We start from the raw sequence: 16,123 nt of genomic DNA on the forward strand, positions 1-16,123 counted from the left end.
GCGATAGTACACATCGCGTACTACGTGGCACGTAGTTTGTGGCGCGTAGTATGGTGCTCCGTCAGATCGGAAGGAGCGACATGCAAGCCAACGATGCCCAGACGCTGGTGCTCTGCGCGCTGGCCGACGGACCGCTGCACGGATACGCCATCAACACGGCAATCGAGGAGCTGACCGGGGAGCGGCTGGGCCCCGGCAGTCTGTACGGGGCGCTGGCCAGGCTGGAGTCGAAGCGGCTGATCGAGCCGCTCGACGGGCAGGGCCGCCAGCGCCCAGTCCAGCTGACGTCCCTCGGCCGCGAGGTCCTGGAACGCGAACTGCGCGCCATGGCCCGGGTCGCGAACGCGGGACTGCGGCGCCTGGGGGTGAACCCGGCATGAGCGTCGTCACCCGCAGCCTGGTCAGGCTCTACCCGGACGCCTTCCGCGAGCGCTGGGGCTCGATGGTGGAGGACGAGGCCCGGGGCGCGGGCTGGAAGTCCTGGCCCAACCTGATCGCGGGCATCGTGGACATGTGGCTGCACCCGGCCCACTGGCCCGCCGACTCCCCGGCACAGCGCCAGCGACGGGTGGCCACCATGGGCATCACGGTCGCCCTCGCCGCCTGGTTCCTGAGCCACCTGGCCGCCGAACAGGCCGGCCCCCTGCCCGCCGACGCCGTCCGGGAGCAGGTCACGCACGGCTGCACCACCCTGCTGCTGCTCGGCATTGCCCTCGTCGCACCCCGGCCCCGGCCCACGCTGCGCGCCGCGATCACATTGCTGGGCTGGGCGCTCCGTCGCCTCGCCGTACCGACGCTCCTCGGCACCACTGTGGTCGTCCTGGTGCACGGCGGCGTCAACGCGGACGCCTCACCGCCCACCCTGCGCACCGCCGTACTCGCCGCCTGGTGGATCTCCCTCGGCCTCGGCGCGATCCAGATCCCCCGCATCTTCACCGGCGTCGGCGCGGATGCCGTCGTGCCACCCGGCACCGACCGCCTCCGGGCCGGTGTGTGGACCCTCGCTGGCGCCAGCGCCACCGGCGGCGCGACCATCTTCGGACTCTCGCTCACCGGTGCCGGATTCCACCCGCTCGGCGTCGGCATCGGCGTGGGCCTGCTGCTGCTGACGGCGGTGTGCGCGGGCACCCTGCGCGACCTGCGCGACCTGCCGTCGGCCAGGTAAGCCACGCGACACCCGCCTGCCCAGGGCTCGCCCGAACCGGCGGGCCACTCCCATCCCACTTGGACGGTGCCCATGCCCGACCTGCTCCGCTCCCTCTACACCCGCCGCCTGCGCAGCGAGGTCATGGCGGCCCCACTGCCCCGGCATGTCGGGCTGATCATGGACGGCAACCGCCGCTGGGCCCGGCAGATGGGCATGGCCAACCCGAGCCTCGGCCACAAGGTGGGCGCCGAGCACGTCGAGGAGGTGCTCTCGTGGTGCGAGGCCCTGGGGATCAAGCACATCACCGTCTTCGTCTGCTCGACCGAGAACCTCCAGCGCCGCGGCGACACCGAAGTCGCCTACCTGATGCGGCTGATCGAGCAGGTGGTCGTCGATCGCCTCACCCGCCCGGACGGCCGCTGGCAGGTCCACCTCGCAGGAATGACCGACGTCCTGCCCGACAGCACCGCCCGCGCCCTCAAGGAGGCCGTCGAGGCCACCCGCACCTGCACCACCGGCGCTCACGTCACCCTGGCCGTCGGCTACGGCGGCCGCCAGGAGGTCGTCGACGCCGTGCGCGACCTGATGTACGCGCGAGCCGAAGCGGGCGCGTCACTGACCGAGGCCGCGGACGCCCTGACCGTCGACGACATCGCCCCGCACCTGTACACCGCCGGCCAACCCGACCCCGACCTGGTCATCCGTACCAGCGGCGAACAACGGCTGTCGAACTTCCTGCTCTGGCAAAGCGCCTACTCGGAGCTGTACTTCTGCGAGGCCTACTGGCCCGCATTCCGCGAGGTCGACTTCCTGCGCGCGGTCCGCAGCTTCGCCGCCAGGCAGCGGCGCTACGGCGGCTGAGCCCCGGTCTCGTAGGGCGGCACCGGCTCGGCCGGCGCCGCCCCTTTCCGTAGCAGCGGGTGGCGATCAGGAGGCAGCGACGAACTCCTGCGGGTCGAGCTTGGTGAAGTCGACGTCCAGGTGCGGTTCGTACGCCTCCGGGGCCAGGTCGAGCTCGTGGGTGGAGTACTCGCCGAACCGCATGATCTTCTCGGTCAGGTAGGGCGAGACCTCCGCCAGGTCCTCCGGGTCGACGTTCCAGCCCTCAGCCTGCAGCTCACGTACTGCCTGGGCGATGTCCAGGGTGTTGTGGAAGATCAGGCAGTTGGTGAGCAGGGCGTTGAACTTGACCGCCTTCTCCTGCTCGACGGGGTCGTTGTCGGCGATGACGCCCCGGTTGCCGAAGCGCACCCACTCCGAGAAGCCGTTGAACGCCTCGACCTTGTTGGTCGCGGCCGTCACCCGCCGACGCATCCGCGGGTCCGTCAGGTACCGCAGCAGCTGGACGGTGCGGATCACCCGGCCGACCTCGCGGAACGCCGCGTAGTGGGCGTTCTTGCGCGACCCGGAGCGCAGGCGCCGCAGCAGCAGCACGGAGGACACCTTGCCCTCGCGCACCGACAGCGCGACCCGCATCAGGTCCTTGAAGTGCTGCTCGATGAGGTCCCAGTCGATGACGTTGCGCCCGGCCTCGCCGAACAGCGCGTCGATGTGGACGTAGGAGGTCTGCCGGGTGGGCCGGAAGAACACCAGGTCCTTCCAGTTGCGGATCCTCGGCATCAGCTCGAAGCCCAGCAGGTGGGCCAGGCTGAATACCGGGTAGCTCTGGCCCTGGGTGTCCGCGTGGATCGTGGTCGGCTGGATCTCGGACTCGTTCTTCAGCAGCCCCTCGATGATGTACACCGCCTCCCACACCCCGCAGGGGATGAAGTGGGTGAACAGCGCGATGTAGGTGTCCGCGACGTGGTGGTAGGCGATGCCGCCGGGCCGGCCGTAGCGCACCGAGGTCTCGGCGACCAGGTTGTTCAGGTAGGTGTCCATGTGGCTGCCGTCCGCGGCCACCGCCGTGCCGTCGCCCCACGCACGGGCCATGTCGAGCTGGGCGTGGGCGTTGACCACGTCGGTGATGGCCTGGTTCAGCTTGGCGATGGAGAAGTGCCGGTTCGCCGTGGCGGACAGCTCGTGCCCGCTCACCCCGTTGATGTGCCGGGCCGCCTCGTAGGGGCCCAGGTTGGTGCCGTTGACGAAGGTCGTGATGACGTACCGGCCGAAGGCGTCCTTGAGCTTCGGGTCGTGGCCCGAAGCCGGACCGAAGCGCCGCCACCACTCGACCCAGTACGCGGTGCGGGCCAGCACCCCGAGCGAGGACCGCTCGGGCAGGCGGGCCTTGATGGCCTGCTCCAGCTTCACCGCGCTCGGGCGCCGCTCGTCCGCCCTGTACTTCTCCAGCGTCGGCACCCCGGTCTTCGGGTCGATGAACAGGCCCTCGTTGTCCGGGTAGCCGGAGTCGGCGGCCACCGCAGCCTCGGTGAGCCGCTCCTGCAGCTGGGTGCGGAAGGCCGCCGCGTCGACCGCCAGATCCTCCAGCCACACCTCGGTGTCGCCCAGCTCGTCCAGCCACCTGCGGTGGTCCGCCAGCTTCTTGAGGTGCGACCAGATCGCCCGCTTCGCAGGCTGCTTCAACTGGTTGAACAGCGTCTTGCGGTCCAGGCCGAGCGTGGTCACCAACCGCAGCAGGCCGGCCCGCTCCTCCGCGCCGATCCGCCGGTGGACCAGGGCGAAGATGTCGGTGTTCACCTCGGTGCGGATGCGCATCGCCATCCGGTCCAGCGTCGAGAACGCCGGCAGCTCCAGGCCCCTCTGCACCAGCTGTTCCAGCGCCACGTTGATCAGGTCGGCCGGGTTGTTCTTCGACGCGGCCTCCGCCCGGATCGCCTCCTCGGCCACCTTGCGAGCCCGCCCGGCGTCGTACAGCACCCCCACCCGCTGCCGCACCAGCGCCCGGTGGTTCTTCGCGGTCTTCTCCGCGCCGTAGCCGGCCACCACGCCCTCCGGCAGCTCCACCGCCCGCTGCACGAAGTCGACCACCGTCTCCGGGACCTCCTCCCACCGCGGGAAGCACCCCATCCGCTGGTAGGACTTCAGCAGCACCAGCAGCGCGAGCTGGTGCCCGTCCGAATCGGTCCGGGCCACCGCCCACTCCACCTCCTCCCGGCTCGGCGAGAAGAACAAGTGCAGCTCACGCGCGGTGATCAGCCGCTTGAACCGCGGATACGCGGTCCGCTCGATCGAGGTCATCCCGAAGCCCTACAACCCGAAGCCGACGCGGGCGACCCCCGCCCGCGCGGGCATGCTCACACTCCGACTGCCGGGCGAAGATCGAAAACCCGATACCCAGGACAGACGGCAGCCCGCGGTGGTATATGTCCGGCGGACCTGACCAGGGCTTCAAGATCACGTCATGGCCCCTTTTGCACGTACCTTGGCTGGACCCCTAGTAGACCGGCGGTGGCGCCGAACCCGCCGAGGCCGCCCCAGATACCGAGCGCCTTGTTCCGCTCGATCCCTTCGGGGAAAGTGTTCATGACCATCGACAACGCGGCCGGAGCGGTGATCGCGGCCGAGACGCCCTGCATCGCCCGGGCGGCCACCAGGGCCTGGATGGATGGAGCGAGCCCGCACGCCAGCGAGGCCACGACCCGCAGCACCATCCCGGCGATGAACACACGCCGACCGCCCAGCAGATCCGCAGCGCGGCCGCATAACAACAGCAGCCCGCTGAAGGCCAGCGCGTAGGCCGTCACGGTCCATTGGATGGCAGGACCGTGCAGGCGAAGGTGGCCTTCGATCGCGGGCAGAGCGGCGAGCAGGCTGGTGCCGTCCAGAATCGTCATGACGAACGCCGTGCCCAGCAGCGCCAGCACCTGCCAACGGCGAGTCTGCGAAAGGTTGCTCGTGGTCATCACTGTTGCTCGATGCTTCGCAGCAGTTCGGCGGCGAGCGCGTCAAGCCACTTGCCGGTGCCCTGCTCTCGCCAGCTTGGTTCTTCGCGGCCGTCGAGGAAGGTGCTCTGCTCGGTGAGTAGCAGCCGGGTGCCACCACCCTCAGGGAGGAACTCCACCGTCGTCAGCGACACTGTCGCAAGGTCTTGCCCCTCGGACAGAGTGGAGGTGTAGACGATCCGCTCGTCCTGGACGATGTCGCGGTACCAGGACTCGAAAGTCAGCACCGGCCCACCGCCAGAGCGGCCGCGGTTGACCTCCCGCCCACCGACGCGGAAATCAAGCTCGTGCTCGGCGTCGAGGCCGGCGAACCAGCGGGCCTTTGCTTCGGGGACGGCCCACGCGGCGAACACTGTGGCCGGTGAGGCCGCGTAGAGGCGTTCGAGGGTGAACGTGGCATGCGTGACCACGTGATCGGTCATTGTGTGCTCCCTTGATCTGGGCTGTCGCGGTGTTCGGTCAGGTAGTCGCCGAGGCGATCGAGGCGGTGTTCCCAGGCAGTGCGCTGCGCAGCGATCCAGTCCTCGGCCATTCGCAGCACACTCGGCTCGATGTGGCAGGTGCGCACCCTTCCGGCTTTCTCAGACCGGACCAGTCCGCACGCCTCCAGTACCTGTAGGTGCTGCATCACCGCTGGCAGCGACATGGCCAGCGGCCGGGCCAGCTCACTGACCGAGGCAGGCTCGCGGATCAACCGCTCAACGATGTCGCGGCGAGTCGCGTCCGCCAGCGCTTGGAACACCCGGTCCAACGAACGAGCTTGGTTAAGCATGCGCCTAACTATTCGATGCCGGCAGCGAATAGTCAAGCATTTGGTTAACTTTTTTTCCGTCGGGGGTGCGCCGTTCCCTCGTATACGTCTCATCCGGGAGTACGCGCCCGGGCCCCACTTCTCACAAATGGTCATCTGCGAGAGTTCTGCGAGAGGCTCGGAAGCGATCAGATTTCACCAGGTCGCCATTCGCAAAAGTCCTCTCGAAACCCGCACGTTGTGCGAGGCGCTTCTGAGAGACTGCCGTCATGGATGTGACGCCCGATCAGGCTGCATTGGCGGTAGAACGTCACGACTGCCCGAACTGTGACGCGCCCGCCGGCAGTGCCTGCCGTACCCGGGGCGGCAAGACCGCCGCGAAGTACCACACCCCGCGCTTCGTCCTCGTCCCCGCGCTCCGCGAGGAACTGGAGATCCCGGTGCCCGCCGACCGCGGTCCCGGCCGCGCATGGAAGCAGGGGCCCGCGCTCGCGGTGGTGCCCGCGCCCCGCACCGAGCGGCCGGTGCGAATCGGATACGCCCGCACGTCGACCGCCCGGCAGGAACTGGCGAGCCAGCTCGAAGCCCTCCGCCGGGCGGAGTGCCACAAAGTCTTCTCCGAGCAAATCAGCACCCGGGTCAAGGTCCGGCCCGAGCTGGAGAAGGCGCTCGCGCTGGCCCACCAGTTCAAGGAGGCCGCGCCCGAGACCCCCGTCATCTTCACCGTCCACGAACTCAAGCGCCTCGCCCGCAACGCCGCCGAGCTGATGACGCTGTCCGCCGAACTCCAGGCCGGCGGCATCCAGCTCGAACTCCTCACCGGCCCGCTCACCGGCATCTACGACCCCAACGGCATGGGAGCGATGTTCTTCGCTGTCCTCGCCGTCGCCGGGCAGATCGAGCGCAACTACATCCGGGAGAAGACCCTCGAAGGCCAGGTCATCGCCGCATCCAAGGGCAACCACGGAGGACGCCCGAAGGTCATCGACGACGACATGCTCACCTTCGCCGTCGCACTCAAGGACAAGGGCGTCCCCGTCCCCGAGATCGCAAAGAAACTCACCATCAAGGTCGGGAAGAACGCGGGCAAGTCCCCATCGGTCGCCTCGCTCTACCGGGCCCTGGCCGAAGCCGAGGCCGCCACGGTGGACGACGGCCTGCCGCTCAGGCCCAAGCCCGTACGCATCCGCCGCCCCGGGGACCCGCTCACCCCCGAAGAGATCGACCTCCGCGAACGCCTCCAGGCCCAGCCCCACCCGAACGCGGAGACCCGCAGCTAGCGACCATGATCAAGGGCTTAGCGCCAACGGCTGTACCGATGGTCCCCAAGGCCGAGGATGCCGACCAGCGTGGACTTGCCCGCTCCGGGTACCCCCGTGACGATCCGCACCGGTGTGCCCTCGCCCTCGGCCCATGCCGTGAGTACACGGAGCTCGGCGCTTCGGCCGGTGAAGGTCGGCAGACCGCTTTCGGTGGCGGCTCCGCTGCCGCCGTGGGCCCGTCCGACGAAATGGCGGGCGTCGGCCACTTCGTCGAGGAAGGCGAACACCGCCGGATCGACGCCGGCGCGGCCGCCCGGCCCGCTCGGCTCGTGGCACGGGTTGGGGAAGAAGCGCAGGTGCGACAGATCGGCGCCGAGCGCGACGAGCGGACGTTCTACGGTCTGCCGATAGGAACCCGCGCTTCGGCTCTCGATGCTGAGGGCCACCTCGCGGCAGAAGCGGTCGATCGGAATGTACTCGTGTGACTCGTCGAGCCGCAGGGCGCCGGAGGCGAAGCCGCGGAGCACGTCGTCGACCGCCAGGTTCAAGCGGCCGTCGTAGGCGGACTGGTCCGACTGGCAGGCCGCCAGCACCCATACCCGTCGGCGTTCCGGACGGACCAGCGATCGCAGGTGCTCGGTCACGACCGTGCCGGAGTGGCAGAGGTCGAGCACCAACAGGACGGCGGGCTCTCCGTCCCCTTCCGTGGCCAGGTTCTCGGCCATGTCGCCCCAGCGGGAGAGGGACTCGGTGAGCCGGCCGTCCCCTCCGACGGCTTGGAGGCCGTGGCTGTTGCGGGTGGGCTCCCCGTGTCCGAGCAGGTGGATGACGGTGAAGTCGGCACCGGCGGTGACGGCTTCCGTCAGGGCGTCACCGAGCGCGGCCGCGGTGGACGCCGGATCCGGATCGGGGTCCAGGAGGACGTAGGAGTACTGCTTGCCCAGGACCTCGCGCAGGCGTTGCGCGTAGGGGTCCGCGTACGCGAGGGGCTGCCACTTCGGCGGCGACTCGTCCTCGAGGCTCGCGGCCTTCCCCTCCACGCCGACCACCAGTGCCTGACGGTCCACTCCTGATCCCCGTTCGCGGCGGCTTTCGTGTGATGTTCGGATTCCGACCCGGAGAGGTTACTCGACGTAGCCCATCCGTCCGGTCCGTGGGCGAAGAGAGGGCCGTCGGCGGGGCCGGAGCCGCCCGTTCCCCGCGGACCACGGCCCGGTCGGCCGCTGTCCGTCGAGACCGGCCCGCCGCTTCCTCGCCCACCCCGCGCATACAGTTTCCTGGTGACCAGGCCCGACCCGCACGACGTCCTCGCCCAGTGGCTCGCCGCCGGCTTCGGCAAGCACGGCCGCGCCCTGCAGGGCACCACGCCCACCCGCTACGAGGCCGACCTGCGGGACTGGCTCTACTTCACCGAGGAGACCACCGGCATCGGCGCCTGGAACGCCGACGCGTCGACGGCCTCCACCTGGGCCTACGCCCCCGCCCTGCGCCGCCCGAATCCCGACCGGCCCTCACGCCGCCCGCTGGCACCGCGCGTCTCCCTGCACAACCCCGCCCGGCGCCTGGCCGCCCTCGCCGCGTTCTACGCCTACGCCGCCGGCGCCGGCCACATCCCCGAGCCCCCGTTCAACGCCGCCGCGCTGCGCCCCGCCCCCACCGCGCTGCCGCGCACCGCGCCACTCACCCTCGAGCAGGCGGCCGGGATGCAGTTCGCGGCCGACGACGTCCTGCCCGGCCGCCGACGTCGCGGCCCCTACGACACCGCCCCGCACCGCGACCGCCTGCTCGTCCACCTCCTCCTGGACGGACTTCGGCCCCGGCAGGCCATCGGCATCGACCTGGAGGACCTGCACGAGGAGGACCCGCACCGCCGTGTCCGGACCCTCACCTGCCCCGCTTCCAAGGGCGACGGCACCATCACCCACCAGCCCTCCCGCGAGGTCTGGCAGGCCATCGCCGACTACCTGCCGCACCGCGTCGACGGACGCGACCCGGACACCGGCCGCCGCCCGCTGCTGACCAGCCGCAACGGCAGGCGCCTGGACTCCAACACCATGCCCGGACGCATCGTCAAGGCCGTCGCCGCACGGGTACCCGAACTCATCTTCGAACCGAACACCGTCACCCCCGACCGCCTCGCCATGGCCCCCGCCGTCCTCCTCGACCACCCGCTCCCCCCGTCCGCCCCCGACGGCTGGGCCCCACCGGACGCCCCTCCCCTCGAGCGCCTGCGCCTCGACCTGCGCCACGCCCTCGACGCCGCCCCGCTCTGCCCGCCGGTCTCCGGCGGCTGCCCGGCCGACTGCGAGCGCTGCGCCGTCCGCCGACGGCTGTGGGCCCAGTGGGAGCAGCGGTGGAGCGCCTCCGACCCGGCGTACCTGTCCTGGCCCCTGCCGCCCTACGACCACCGCCAGCGCCCCGCCGAACGCCTCCTCGCCTACCACCGCGGCCGCTGCGCCATCTGCGGCGCCCCGCCCGAGGCCGGCCGCCCCGCCCACACCGAGGACCACGACCCGCACACCGGCCTCACCCGCGGCCTGCTCTGCCACCGCTGCCGCCCCCAGGCGGAACAGGGCGCGGCACCGTTCTGGGTCCGCTACCACGAGCGCCCGCCAGCCGCCGTCCTCGGCCTCGAGCTGCGTTACCCGGCGCTTCGCACAGAGCTGAGGAGCTGAGCCCAAGCAACGCGCCGGGGCACACACGGGCGTCGACGGACGATGCACCACCCTGGCGTGACCATCGGCACGAAAGCGTCCCGCAAGCCTCCGCCGCCGTGGGCTCAATCACTCAAGGGAGAGTGGCAGTCAGGGTCGAGGCAAGTCCTGTTCCTTACGTTCCGTCATATCTCCTCCGCTGCCTGCGAGCAGTCCTGGGCCACTGCCACGTGAGGGTGGCTCTGCCCACGCACCGTTCATAGGGGCCGATCGACGATCGGTGGATCGGCAGTGGCTCTCGCCAGGCCGACCGTGACACGATGCACGAGCAGTCCTTGACACCTCGACAGCGTGTGGAACATGCCGGATGAAGCCGCTCTCATCCAGTCCGACCACTGGTCAAGAAATGGCAAAGCCGATGCTCCGCCGCAGGTCACGAAGTGTCCTCCCCGCACCCGCGGGGGTCAGCCGATCAGCGCGAGGAGCAGGATGGCCCCTCCGCTGTCCTCCCCGCACCCACGGGGTCAGCCAGCAAGTAGGGGGGTGGCGGCCGGGTGGTTCCGTCCGCCACCGGGGTTCACGCGTTCGGCCAGCCGTGGCGTGTGAGGCCGCCCGGCTCCGTCAGGGCGCCGTGGATGCCGACGGCCGGGTACGGGATCAGGTCCTGGGGTAGCTCGTGCTCGGCGAACCACCGCAGGTCCAGGCACTTGTCCGGTTCGCGGTTCTCCGGTTCTCCCTTCCAGGCGGTGGCGAGGTAGAAGAGGCCGAGGCGGAGGATGGTCGGGTCCTGGCGGTGCAGGACGGTGTAGGCGAGCTGGAGGTGGTCCGGGTCGACGGTGAGCCCGGTCTCCTCCCACAGCTCGCGTGCCGCGCCCGTGGCCGGCTTCTCGCCGGGGTCGAGTTTGCCGCTGGGGGCGTGCCACTGACCGTGTCCGTAGGGGCCGCCGCGCTGGGACAGCAGGATCTTGCCGTCCGGGGTGCGGACGATCACGTGGACGTCTACCACTGGCGGCGCGCTGGCCGGGGCGATGGTGCTGGTGCTCATGCTCTTCTAACTTCCTTGCGGGGTTTTGGTGTTGATCGTTCCCGAGGGAACAGCTTCCAGAATGGCCTGTGCGGTCTGCTCGGGAGTGAGGTGGGTGGTGTCGACGGTGTGGAGGCGGTAGCCGAGCCGCTCCAGGACGGGGACGGCCTCCTGGTAGAGGTGGAGTTCGCGGGCGGTGGCGGCGGCGTCGCGCTCGAAGCGGTGACGGGTGCCGCGAGCGGCGAGGCGGCGCTGCACGGTGTCGGGGTCGGCGGTGAGGATGACCGAGAGGTCGGGGACGTCGGCGCCCTCGTTGATGGCGAGGAGGAAGTCGGTGTCGACGCCGTCGGCGCGCTGCAGGACGAGGGTGGAGGGCAGGTAGCGGTCGCACAGCACGGTGGTGCCGGCGGCGCGGCGGGGGCGGATCTCGGTGTCGAGCTGGTGGAGGCGGTCGGCGGCCACCGCCAGGGCGAGGGCGCGGCCGCGCATCGTCGCGGCGGCCTGGCGCACGGCTGCGCCGAACGGGGTGGTGGAGGGGCCGGTGGCGGTGTGGACGGTCTGGCCGGTCGCCTGCAGGGCGTGGGCGGTGGTGGTGACGGTGGTGGACTTGCCCAGGCCGCTGGGGCCGTCGATGGTGATCAGCAGGCCGGTCACGCGGTCACCTCCTGAGGGGTGGTGGCGTTGCGGTGGTGCTGTTCTCGGGAGATGCCGGCGAGCCAGGCGTAGAGCTGGCCGAGGGGGACCTCGCCGAACTGCTGGCCGGTGCCGAAGTTGAACTCGTCGCGCTGTCGCATCGATTCGACCGTGCCGTGGTCGGTGAGGTCGATGTCCTGGTAGGTCTGCATGGCATCGGGGTCCCAGCCCTGTTGGACGAGGTGGTCGAAGACCGGGCTGCCGGGGTAGGGGCGGAAGGTGAACGCGGAGGCCCGGAAGGTGCCGTCCAGGCGGTCGGAGAGGGCCCACAGCTCGCGGATGTGGGCGAGGGTGGCCAGGGCGTCGTCACGGGTCTCGTCGGGGTAGCCGAGGATGAAGTACCCCTTGACACTGATCCCCTTCTCCAGCAGCCGGCGGGCGACCTCGAGGGTCATGTCGGGGGTGATGCGCTTGTCCATCGCGTGCAGGATCCGGGTGGACCCGGATTCGATGCCGAGCGCGACTTCTCGCAGGCCGTTGGCGCGCAGCCGTTCCAGCACCGTGTCGTCCTCGCGGTGCAGGACGTTGATGCGCCCGGTGGCGTCCCAGACGTAGCGCTCGCCGATGCGTTCGGCGGCGAAGGCGTCCAGGGCGGGGTGGATGATGCGGCGGGCGCCGAGGAAGAGGTCGTCGACGGCGCGGAACGCGGTGCAGCCGTGGTCGGTGTTGAGCTGGTGCATCTCGGCGATGACGTTCTCGGGGGTGCGGGTGCGGATGCTGACCTCGGGGTTCATGGAGGCGGCGGCGCCGCAGAACGTGCACTCGTAGGGGCAGCCGCGGGAGCACACCAGGTTCGCTTCGGTGCGGCCGTCGGCGGCCGGGAAGGGGTCCTGGGTGAGGTAGCGGCGGTCGAGGGTGAGGGTGTCGATGTCCGGGGCGAGCCAGCGGGCGGTGTCGCCGCGCGGCGGGATGCCGGCGGCGACGGTGCCCAGCAGGCGGTCGCGCCACATCACCTTCGGCAGTTCCCGGCGCCGGTGGACGTCGCCGAGCAGGGCGGTGACCCGGGTCTCGCCTTCGCCGATCACCAGGGCCCGCAGGCGCGCGAAGCGCGGGTCGGCGAGGACGCGCCGCGGGTCGGCCTTGGCGTGGTGGCCGCCGGCCATCAGCATGATCGCCGGGTCGAGCGCAGCCGCGATCCTCGCCGTGAGGACGTACGTCGGGGCGAGGAGGTTGAACGCGGCCCAGCGTGGGCGCAGTTCGTTGATGATGTCGGCGGTGTGCCGGATGCCGAGTCCGTGGGCCTCGGCATCCAGGATGCCGACGTTGAAGCCGTGCTGGGCGGCGTGGGTGGCGATGTAGCCCATACCGAGAACGGGCAGGGTGTAGTCGTTGACGCGTGGGCGCAGGGTGTAGTCGCGCAGCGGGGCGTTGACGAACAGGCAGTCGAGGGCGCGGTTCGGGTCGGCTCCGGCGACCGGGTCACGGGTGGTACGGGTCGGATCCTCCGAGCTGATCGGTGCGGGCATGGGCCCCCCAGGTGAGTGTCGACAGGGTCAGGGTGTGCAGGTGGCGCCGGTCGTGGCCGGCCAGTTGGTGCCAGTGCGCGCCGAACAGGGCCTCGGTCTTCCTGGGCTTGTCGGCGACGGGCCAGGGGTGGTCGGGGGCGATACGGGCGGCCCAGGTGCGGACCGCGAGATCGGCGTGCGGGTAGACCGAGAAGTCGCCGGTGAAGTCCGCGGCGGCCGCCGCCGCCGTCCAGGGGCCGATCCTCGGCACGTTCACGAGCTCGGCGACCAGGGCGGCGGCGTCCAGCTGCTCCCAGCGGGCGCGGTGTTCCAGGTAGGCGGTGGCGGCCGCGCGCAGCGCGGTGCGGTGGAAGGTGGTACCGACGGCGGCGAACTGCTCGTCGGTGAGGGCGAGCGCCGCTTGGGGCTCGGGTGCGGTGTGGTGGGCGTGGTCGTAGGCGGGCAGTTCGGTGCCGTAGACGGCGCACCAGGTGCGGTAGAGCTTGCGGGCCTGGTCGGCGCGGACGACCTGACGCAGGATCGCGGTGGTGATCGCGTCCCACAGCCAGGGGTTGGCCACGCGGATGCTCGGTCCGAGGGCGCGGAACCCGGTGTACAGGGCAGCCGGCACGGTGTCGGGCAGGTCGCCCGGGTCGGTGGTCACGACGGCGGGCTTGTGGTCCTCCGTGCCGTCCGCACAGGCCAGGTCGAGGCCGTCCGGGGTGAGGCTGGCCAGCCACCGGCCGCCGGCGGCGCGCAGGGGACGCTGCCAGTGGCCGGTGGTGGTGTTGCGCTGCCAGGCGGGGTGATCGGTTGTCAGGACGGCATGCACGGGACGCTCCTTGCCTCGGGTGGCGGTGGTCGCCCCAGCTTGCCAAGCCTGGACGGGTGCCGGGGCGGGTTCAGCCGGTGAACTGGTGGCGGTTCAGCCAGGCCTGCGGGTCCTGGATCTCCCGGTTGGTCGGGAGGAGGTCCTCGTCCTTGAGGAGGCGTTCGATCAGCGCGTGCCCGCCGTAGGTGTGGACGACGGCGACGAACTGCTCACCCAGGTCGTAGGCGCCGGCGAAGGGCGACTCCGCCGAGAGCTGGGTGAACAGCGCGCTCGGCTCGGGCTCGTCGGGAAGGTGCCTGCGGGTGGTGACCCCGCTGAGCCGCTCGGCGGCCAGCGGGATCGCGTTCTCCAGCAAGCGCTCGTAGCGCTTCTGGTCGTCGGCCGGGGCGTCGGCGTCGTTGTGGATGGTGAACATCGTGGTCCCTCGGTAGGTCAGGTGGTGGTGTCGTTGCTCGGGCCGCAGGTGCCGGGGCGGGGGCGGGGGGTGGTCAGCGGCTCGGCGGTACGTGGTCGATCACGCCGTCAGCAGCCAGGGACCGGTGCAGGGAGCGGTGTTCGTCGTCGGTCAGAGGGCGCGAGTGCACCGGCACGCCGCCGTCGACGGGCGCGGGCCAGGCGGTGGTCGGCGGAACGAGGTCGGCGGCGGCGTGCGCGGTGGAGGTGTAGGGGCCGCGGAGCATGAGGGTGGTGGTGGTGGGGAGCATGATCGCCTGGTGCACGAGGGTGGAGGCCAGGGTGTAGGAGCTCGAGCCTGATATCACGATGGGCTTCTACGGCGACCTGTTCCGTCCGGCCGGCCAGATTCTCTCGGCCGGCGTTCCGCCCTACGCCGCCCGGGACGTGGAGGACGGCTTCGAGCAGGAACTGCTGGCCGCCTGGTGGCGGGCGGCGGCGGAGGCCGAGGCGGGGGGTGGTGCCCCCGGACGCGACCGACACCCTGGACGCTACGGCTGCAGACCGAGCGTCTGGAGCCGATTCAACAAGTCAGGAGCCTGGCCAGAGGCCCCCTCAGTGTCCTGTCTGCCCCACCCGACCGGAGGCCGCCTCCGGCTAGGAAGGCAGTACCAGCATGACAGGAACCGGCAGTCAGGACGCCACGGGCCCGACCGTGTTCGGCGGGGTGGACGACACCGTACGACGACCTCGCCAACGCCTACCGCAACTGGCTCACCACCGCTTGACAGCCCATAGGAGCAGCAGACAGGTTCGGCGCCGGCTTCCCCGGCTGAGCGGACCGTCCGGAGGGAAACGTGTTGTCAGTGGCAGGGCAGATGCTGGGTCGCTTGGGTCGCTGCCCACTGTGTAGGGGGGAGAACTCCTGCCAAGTTGGGCGCCGGAAACGCGGCATCCTCACCGACACCATCGGACTGATCCTCGCCGTGAACGTCACCGCCGCCAGCCTCTCCGAGAACGCACTGGGAATCCACCTCCTCAACCAGGCCAAGAAGACCCACCCCAGCATCACCAAAAGCTGGGTCGACACCGGCTTCAAGAACGCCGTGATCGAACACGGCGCCAGCCTCGGCATCGACGTCGAGGTCGTTCACCGGAAGTCCGACGTCCCCGGATTTCACGTGGTAAAGAGGCGGTGGGTAGTCGAACGAAGCCTGGGGTGGATCATGCTGAGGCGGTGCCTCGCCCGCGACGACGAGACCCCTCCCATCAGCTCCGAAGCCGTGATCCACATCGCCTCGATCGGCAACCTCGCCAAGCGCATAGCGGACGAGACCACACCATGGCGAGAGACCTACTAGCACATAAAGTGCAATCCGCCTACTTCAAACGCCCTCTTAGGGCCTGCAGCACGCCCCAGGAACTGAGACACCCGCTGCTGCCTGCAGCGACCAGCCCGGCCTCGGGGCACCGCAAGACGGTCACCTGGCCAGGCGGCCCGGGAGCTACCGAAGCGACTCAAGCGACTCACCGAAGGAACAACGATCGCGGAAAGCCGGCGGCACGGTCTCTCGCGCACACTCCTACGGGAGCTACCGAAGCGACTCAAGCGACCGAATCCTGGACTGGGAGGCACCCTCGGCGCACTCCTGACACGCGCGACACGCCGAGCGACCGTGCGCGAGAGACTCGGTAGCTTCGGTCGCTGAGCTTCAGTCGCTGGATAAAACCGCAGGTCAGAGCGGCTTCACCGACCACATCAGCGACCGAAGCGACTCAAGTTCGGGTATATGAAGACATTCCCGTGTGCGTGTGCGCGTTATAGACCCGGGCTACAGTCGCTTCAGTCGCTGTTCGGCTTGAAAAACGGCTCCGACCTGCGAAAACGTCAGTGGACCGAAAACAGCGACCGAAGCGACTCGGTCGCTCCCCAGGGTTCGGTCGCTGAGTTTTCCCGGGAAGGCCCGCCACTCCGGATGCGGGCGTCCTCGCTCGGATAGTCTGTGTGAGCTATCTTCTGGACTTCGGTCGCTTCAGTCGCTGATCCGGCGCCCACCAGTGCCCTGACCTGGCTTTTTGC

The 16,123-nt window shown here is 70.2% G+C and carries 16 protein-coding genes and 1 pseudogene; 6 read left to right on the plus strand and 11 right to left on the minus strand.

Translation table 11 applies throughout. From position 1 onward, the window contains the following. The first annotated feature begins 80 nt into the window (after window positions 1–80). The 3 genes from ACIO5E_RS36290 (at window position 81) to uppS (ending at window position 2,008) form a co-directional block, all read left to right on the plus strand. Window positions 81–380, plus strand: coding sequence for a PadR family transcriptional regulator (locus ACIO5E_RS36290; protein WP_097241037.1), 300 nt, complete (start codon window positions 81–83; stop codon window positions 378–380). Then, window positions 377–1,165 (plus strand): hypothetical protein, encoded by a 789-nt coding sequence (locus tag ACIO5E_RS36295; protein WP_400676275.1) that lies wholly within the window; start codon window positions 377–379, stop codon window positions 1,163–1,165. Before ACIO5E_RS36290 ends, ACIO5E_RS36295 begins: the two co-directional genes overlap by 4 nt. A 66-nt stretch (window positions 1,166–1,231) precedes the next feature. After that, the gene (uppS, locus tag ACIO5E_RS36300; RefSeq protein ID WP_400676277.1) at window positions 1,232–2,008 is read left to right on the plus strand and encodes a polyprenyl diphosphate synthase; all 777 of its coding nucleotides are present in this window, start codon (window positions 1,232–1,234) and stop codon (window positions 2,006–2,008) included. 66 nt (window positions 2,009–2,074) lie between these two features. On the opposite strand, the gene ACIO5E_RS36305 is transcribed toward uppS, so the two are convergent. From ACIO5E_RS36305 to ACIO5E_RS36320, 4 genes are all read right to left on the minus strand, one after another. After that, a complete protein-coding gene (locus ACIO5E_RS36305) occupies window positions 2,075–4,285 on the minus strand; it encodes a Tn3 family transposase (RefSeq protein WP_400676279.1) in 2,211 nt (736 codons plus the stop codon). 161 nt (window positions 4,286–4,446) lie between these two features. Then, entirely contained in the window at window positions 4,447–4,950 is a 504-nt protein-coding gene (locus tag ACIO5E_RS36310) for an MFS transporter (protein WP_400676281.1), read from the minus strand. Beyond that, window positions 4,950–5,411: an SRPBCC family protein gene (locus ACIO5E_RS36315; RefSeq protein ID WP_363615344.1), complete on the minus strand. Its 462-nt coding sequence runs from the start codon at window positions 5,409–5,411 to the stop codon at window positions 4,950–4,952. Before ACIO5E_RS36315 ends, ACIO5E_RS36310 begins: the two co-directional genes overlap by 1 nt. After that, entirely contained in the window at window positions 5,408–5,761 is a 354-nt protein-coding gene (locus ACIO5E_RS36320; protein WP_400676283.1) for an ArsR/SmtB family transcription factor, read from the minus strand. The genes ACIO5E_RS36315 and ACIO5E_RS36320 overlap by 4 nt, the downstream gene beginning before the upstream one ends. 275 nt (window positions 5,762–6,036) lie before the next feature. On the opposite strand from ACIO5E_RS36320, the gene ACIO5E_RS36325 reads away from it, so the two are divergent. Beyond that, window positions 6,037–7,020, plus strand: a complete 984-nt coding sequence (locus tag ACIO5E_RS36325) for a recombinase family protein (protein WP_400676285.1) — start codon at window positions 6,037–6,039, stop codon at window positions 7,018–7,020. Between the two features lie 17 nt (window positions 7,021–7,037). On the opposite strand, the gene ACIO5E_RS36330 is transcribed toward ACIO5E_RS36325, so the two are convergent. Further along, window positions 7,038–8,069 carry a hypothetical protein gene (locus ACIO5E_RS36330; protein ID WP_400676287.1) on the minus strand — a complete coding sequence of 344 codons (1,032 nt, stop codon included), beginning with the start codon at window positions 8,067–8,069 and terminating at the stop codon, window positions 7,038–7,040. 213 nt (window positions 8,070–8,282) lie between these two features. Here ACIO5E_RS36330 and ACIO5E_RS36335 point away from each other — a divergent pair, with 213 nt between their 5' ends. Then, a complete protein-coding gene (locus tag ACIO5E_RS36335; protein WP_400676289.1) occupies window positions 8,283–9,677 on the plus strand; it encodes an endonuclease domain-containing protein in 1,395 nt (464 codons plus the stop codon). Window positions 9,678–10,233: 556 nt separating this feature from the next. Here the strand turns inward: ACIO5E_RS36335 and ACIO5E_RS36340 are convergent. The 6 genes from ACIO5E_RS36340 to ACIO5E_RS36365 all read right to left on the minus strand — a co-directional run bounded on the left by ACIO5E_RS36340 (window position 10,234) and on the right by ACIO5E_RS36365 (window position 14,411). Then, window positions 10,234–10,701: an NUDIX domain-containing protein gene (locus ACIO5E_RS36340; RefSeq protein WP_400676291.1), complete on the minus strand. Its 468-nt coding sequence runs from the start codon at window positions 10,699–10,701 to the stop codon at window positions 10,234–10,236. 6 nt (window positions 10,702–10,707) lie between these two features. Continuing rightward, window positions 10,708–11,334: a dTMP kinase gene (gene tmk, locus ACIO5E_RS36345; protein WP_400676293.1), complete on the minus strand. Its 627-nt coding sequence runs from the start codon at window positions 11,332–11,334 to the stop codon at window positions 10,708–10,710. Then, complete coding sequence (locus tag ACIO5E_RS36350) at window positions 11,331–12,839, minus strand: B12-binding domain-containing radical SAM protein (RefSeq protein WP_400676295.1); 1,509 nt, start codon at window positions 12,837–12,839, stop codon at window positions 11,331–11,333. The genes tmk and ACIO5E_RS36350 overlap by 4 nt, the downstream gene beginning before the upstream one ends. Beyond that, on the minus strand, window positions 12,793–13,650 hold the full coding sequence (locus ACIO5E_RS36355) for a hypothetical protein (protein ID WP_400676297.1): 858 nt from the start codon (window positions 13,648–13,650) through the stop codon (window positions 12,793–12,795). The genes ACIO5E_RS36350 and ACIO5E_RS36355 overlap by 47 nt, the downstream gene beginning before the upstream one ends. A gap of 70 nt (window positions 13,651–13,720) precedes the next feature. Beyond that, on the minus strand, window positions 13,721–14,065 hold the full coding sequence (locus ACIO5E_RS36360; RefSeq protein WP_400676299.1) for a hypothetical protein: 345 nt from the start codon (window positions 14,063–14,065) through the stop codon (window positions 13,721–13,723). A gap of 73 nt (window positions 14,066–14,138) precedes the next feature. Continuing rightward, a complete protein-coding gene (locus ACIO5E_RS36365) occupies window positions 14,139–14,411 on the minus strand; it encodes a hypothetical protein (protein ID WP_400676301.1) in 273 nt (90 codons plus the stop codon). 573 nt (window positions 14,412–14,984) lie between these two features. Between ACIO5E_RS36365 and ACIO5E_RS36370 the strand changes: the two are divergent. Beyond that, window positions 14,985–15,404: pseudogene (locus tag ACIO5E_RS36370) on the plus strand (transposase); the annotation flags it as partial. Between the last annotated feature and the right edge of the window lie 719 nt (window positions 15,405–16,123).

This window comes from Kitasatospora sp. NPDC087314 (assembly GCF_044744365.1).
Taxonomy (GTDB): Bacteria; Actinomycetota; Actinomycetes; order Streptomycetales; family Streptomycetaceae; genus Kitasatospora.

Coding starts and splice junctions, on each gene's coding strand:
- ACIO5E_RS36290 (WP_097241037.1), top strand. CDS start 81: ATGCAAGCCAACGATGCCCAGACGCTGGTGCTCTGCGCGCTGGCCGAC.
- ACIO5E_RS36295 (WP_400676275.1), top strand. CDS start 377: ATGAGCGTCGTCACCCGCAGCCTGGTCAGGCTCTACCCGGACGCCTTC.
- ACIO5E_RS36305 (WP_400676279.1), bottom strand. CDS start 4,285: ATGACCTCGATCGAGCGGACCGCGTATCCGCGGTTCAAGCGGCTGATC.
- ACIO5E_RS36310 (WP_400676281.1), bottom strand. CDS start 4,950: ATGACCACGAGCAACCTTTCGCAGACTCGCCGTTGGCAGGTGCTGGCG.
- ACIO5E_RS36315 (WP_363615344.1), bottom strand. CDS start 5,411: ATGACCGATCACGTGGTCACGCATGCCACGTTCACCCTCGAACGCCTC.
- ACIO5E_RS36320 (WP_400676283.1), bottom strand. CDS start 5,761: ATGCTTAACCAAGCTCGTTCGTTGGACCGGGTGTTCCAAGCGCTGGCG.
- ACIO5E_RS36340 (WP_400676291.1), bottom strand. CDS start 10,701: ATGAGCACCAGCACCATCGCCCCGGCCAGCGCGCCGCCAGTGGTAGAC.
- ACIO5E_RS36350 (WP_400676295.1), bottom strand. CDS start 12,839: ATGCCCGCACCGATCAGCTCGGAGGATCCGACCCGTACCACCCGTGAC.
- ACIO5E_RS36360 (WP_400676299.1), bottom strand. CDS start 14,065: ATGTTCACCATCCACAACGACGCCGACGCCCCGGCCGACGACCAGAAG.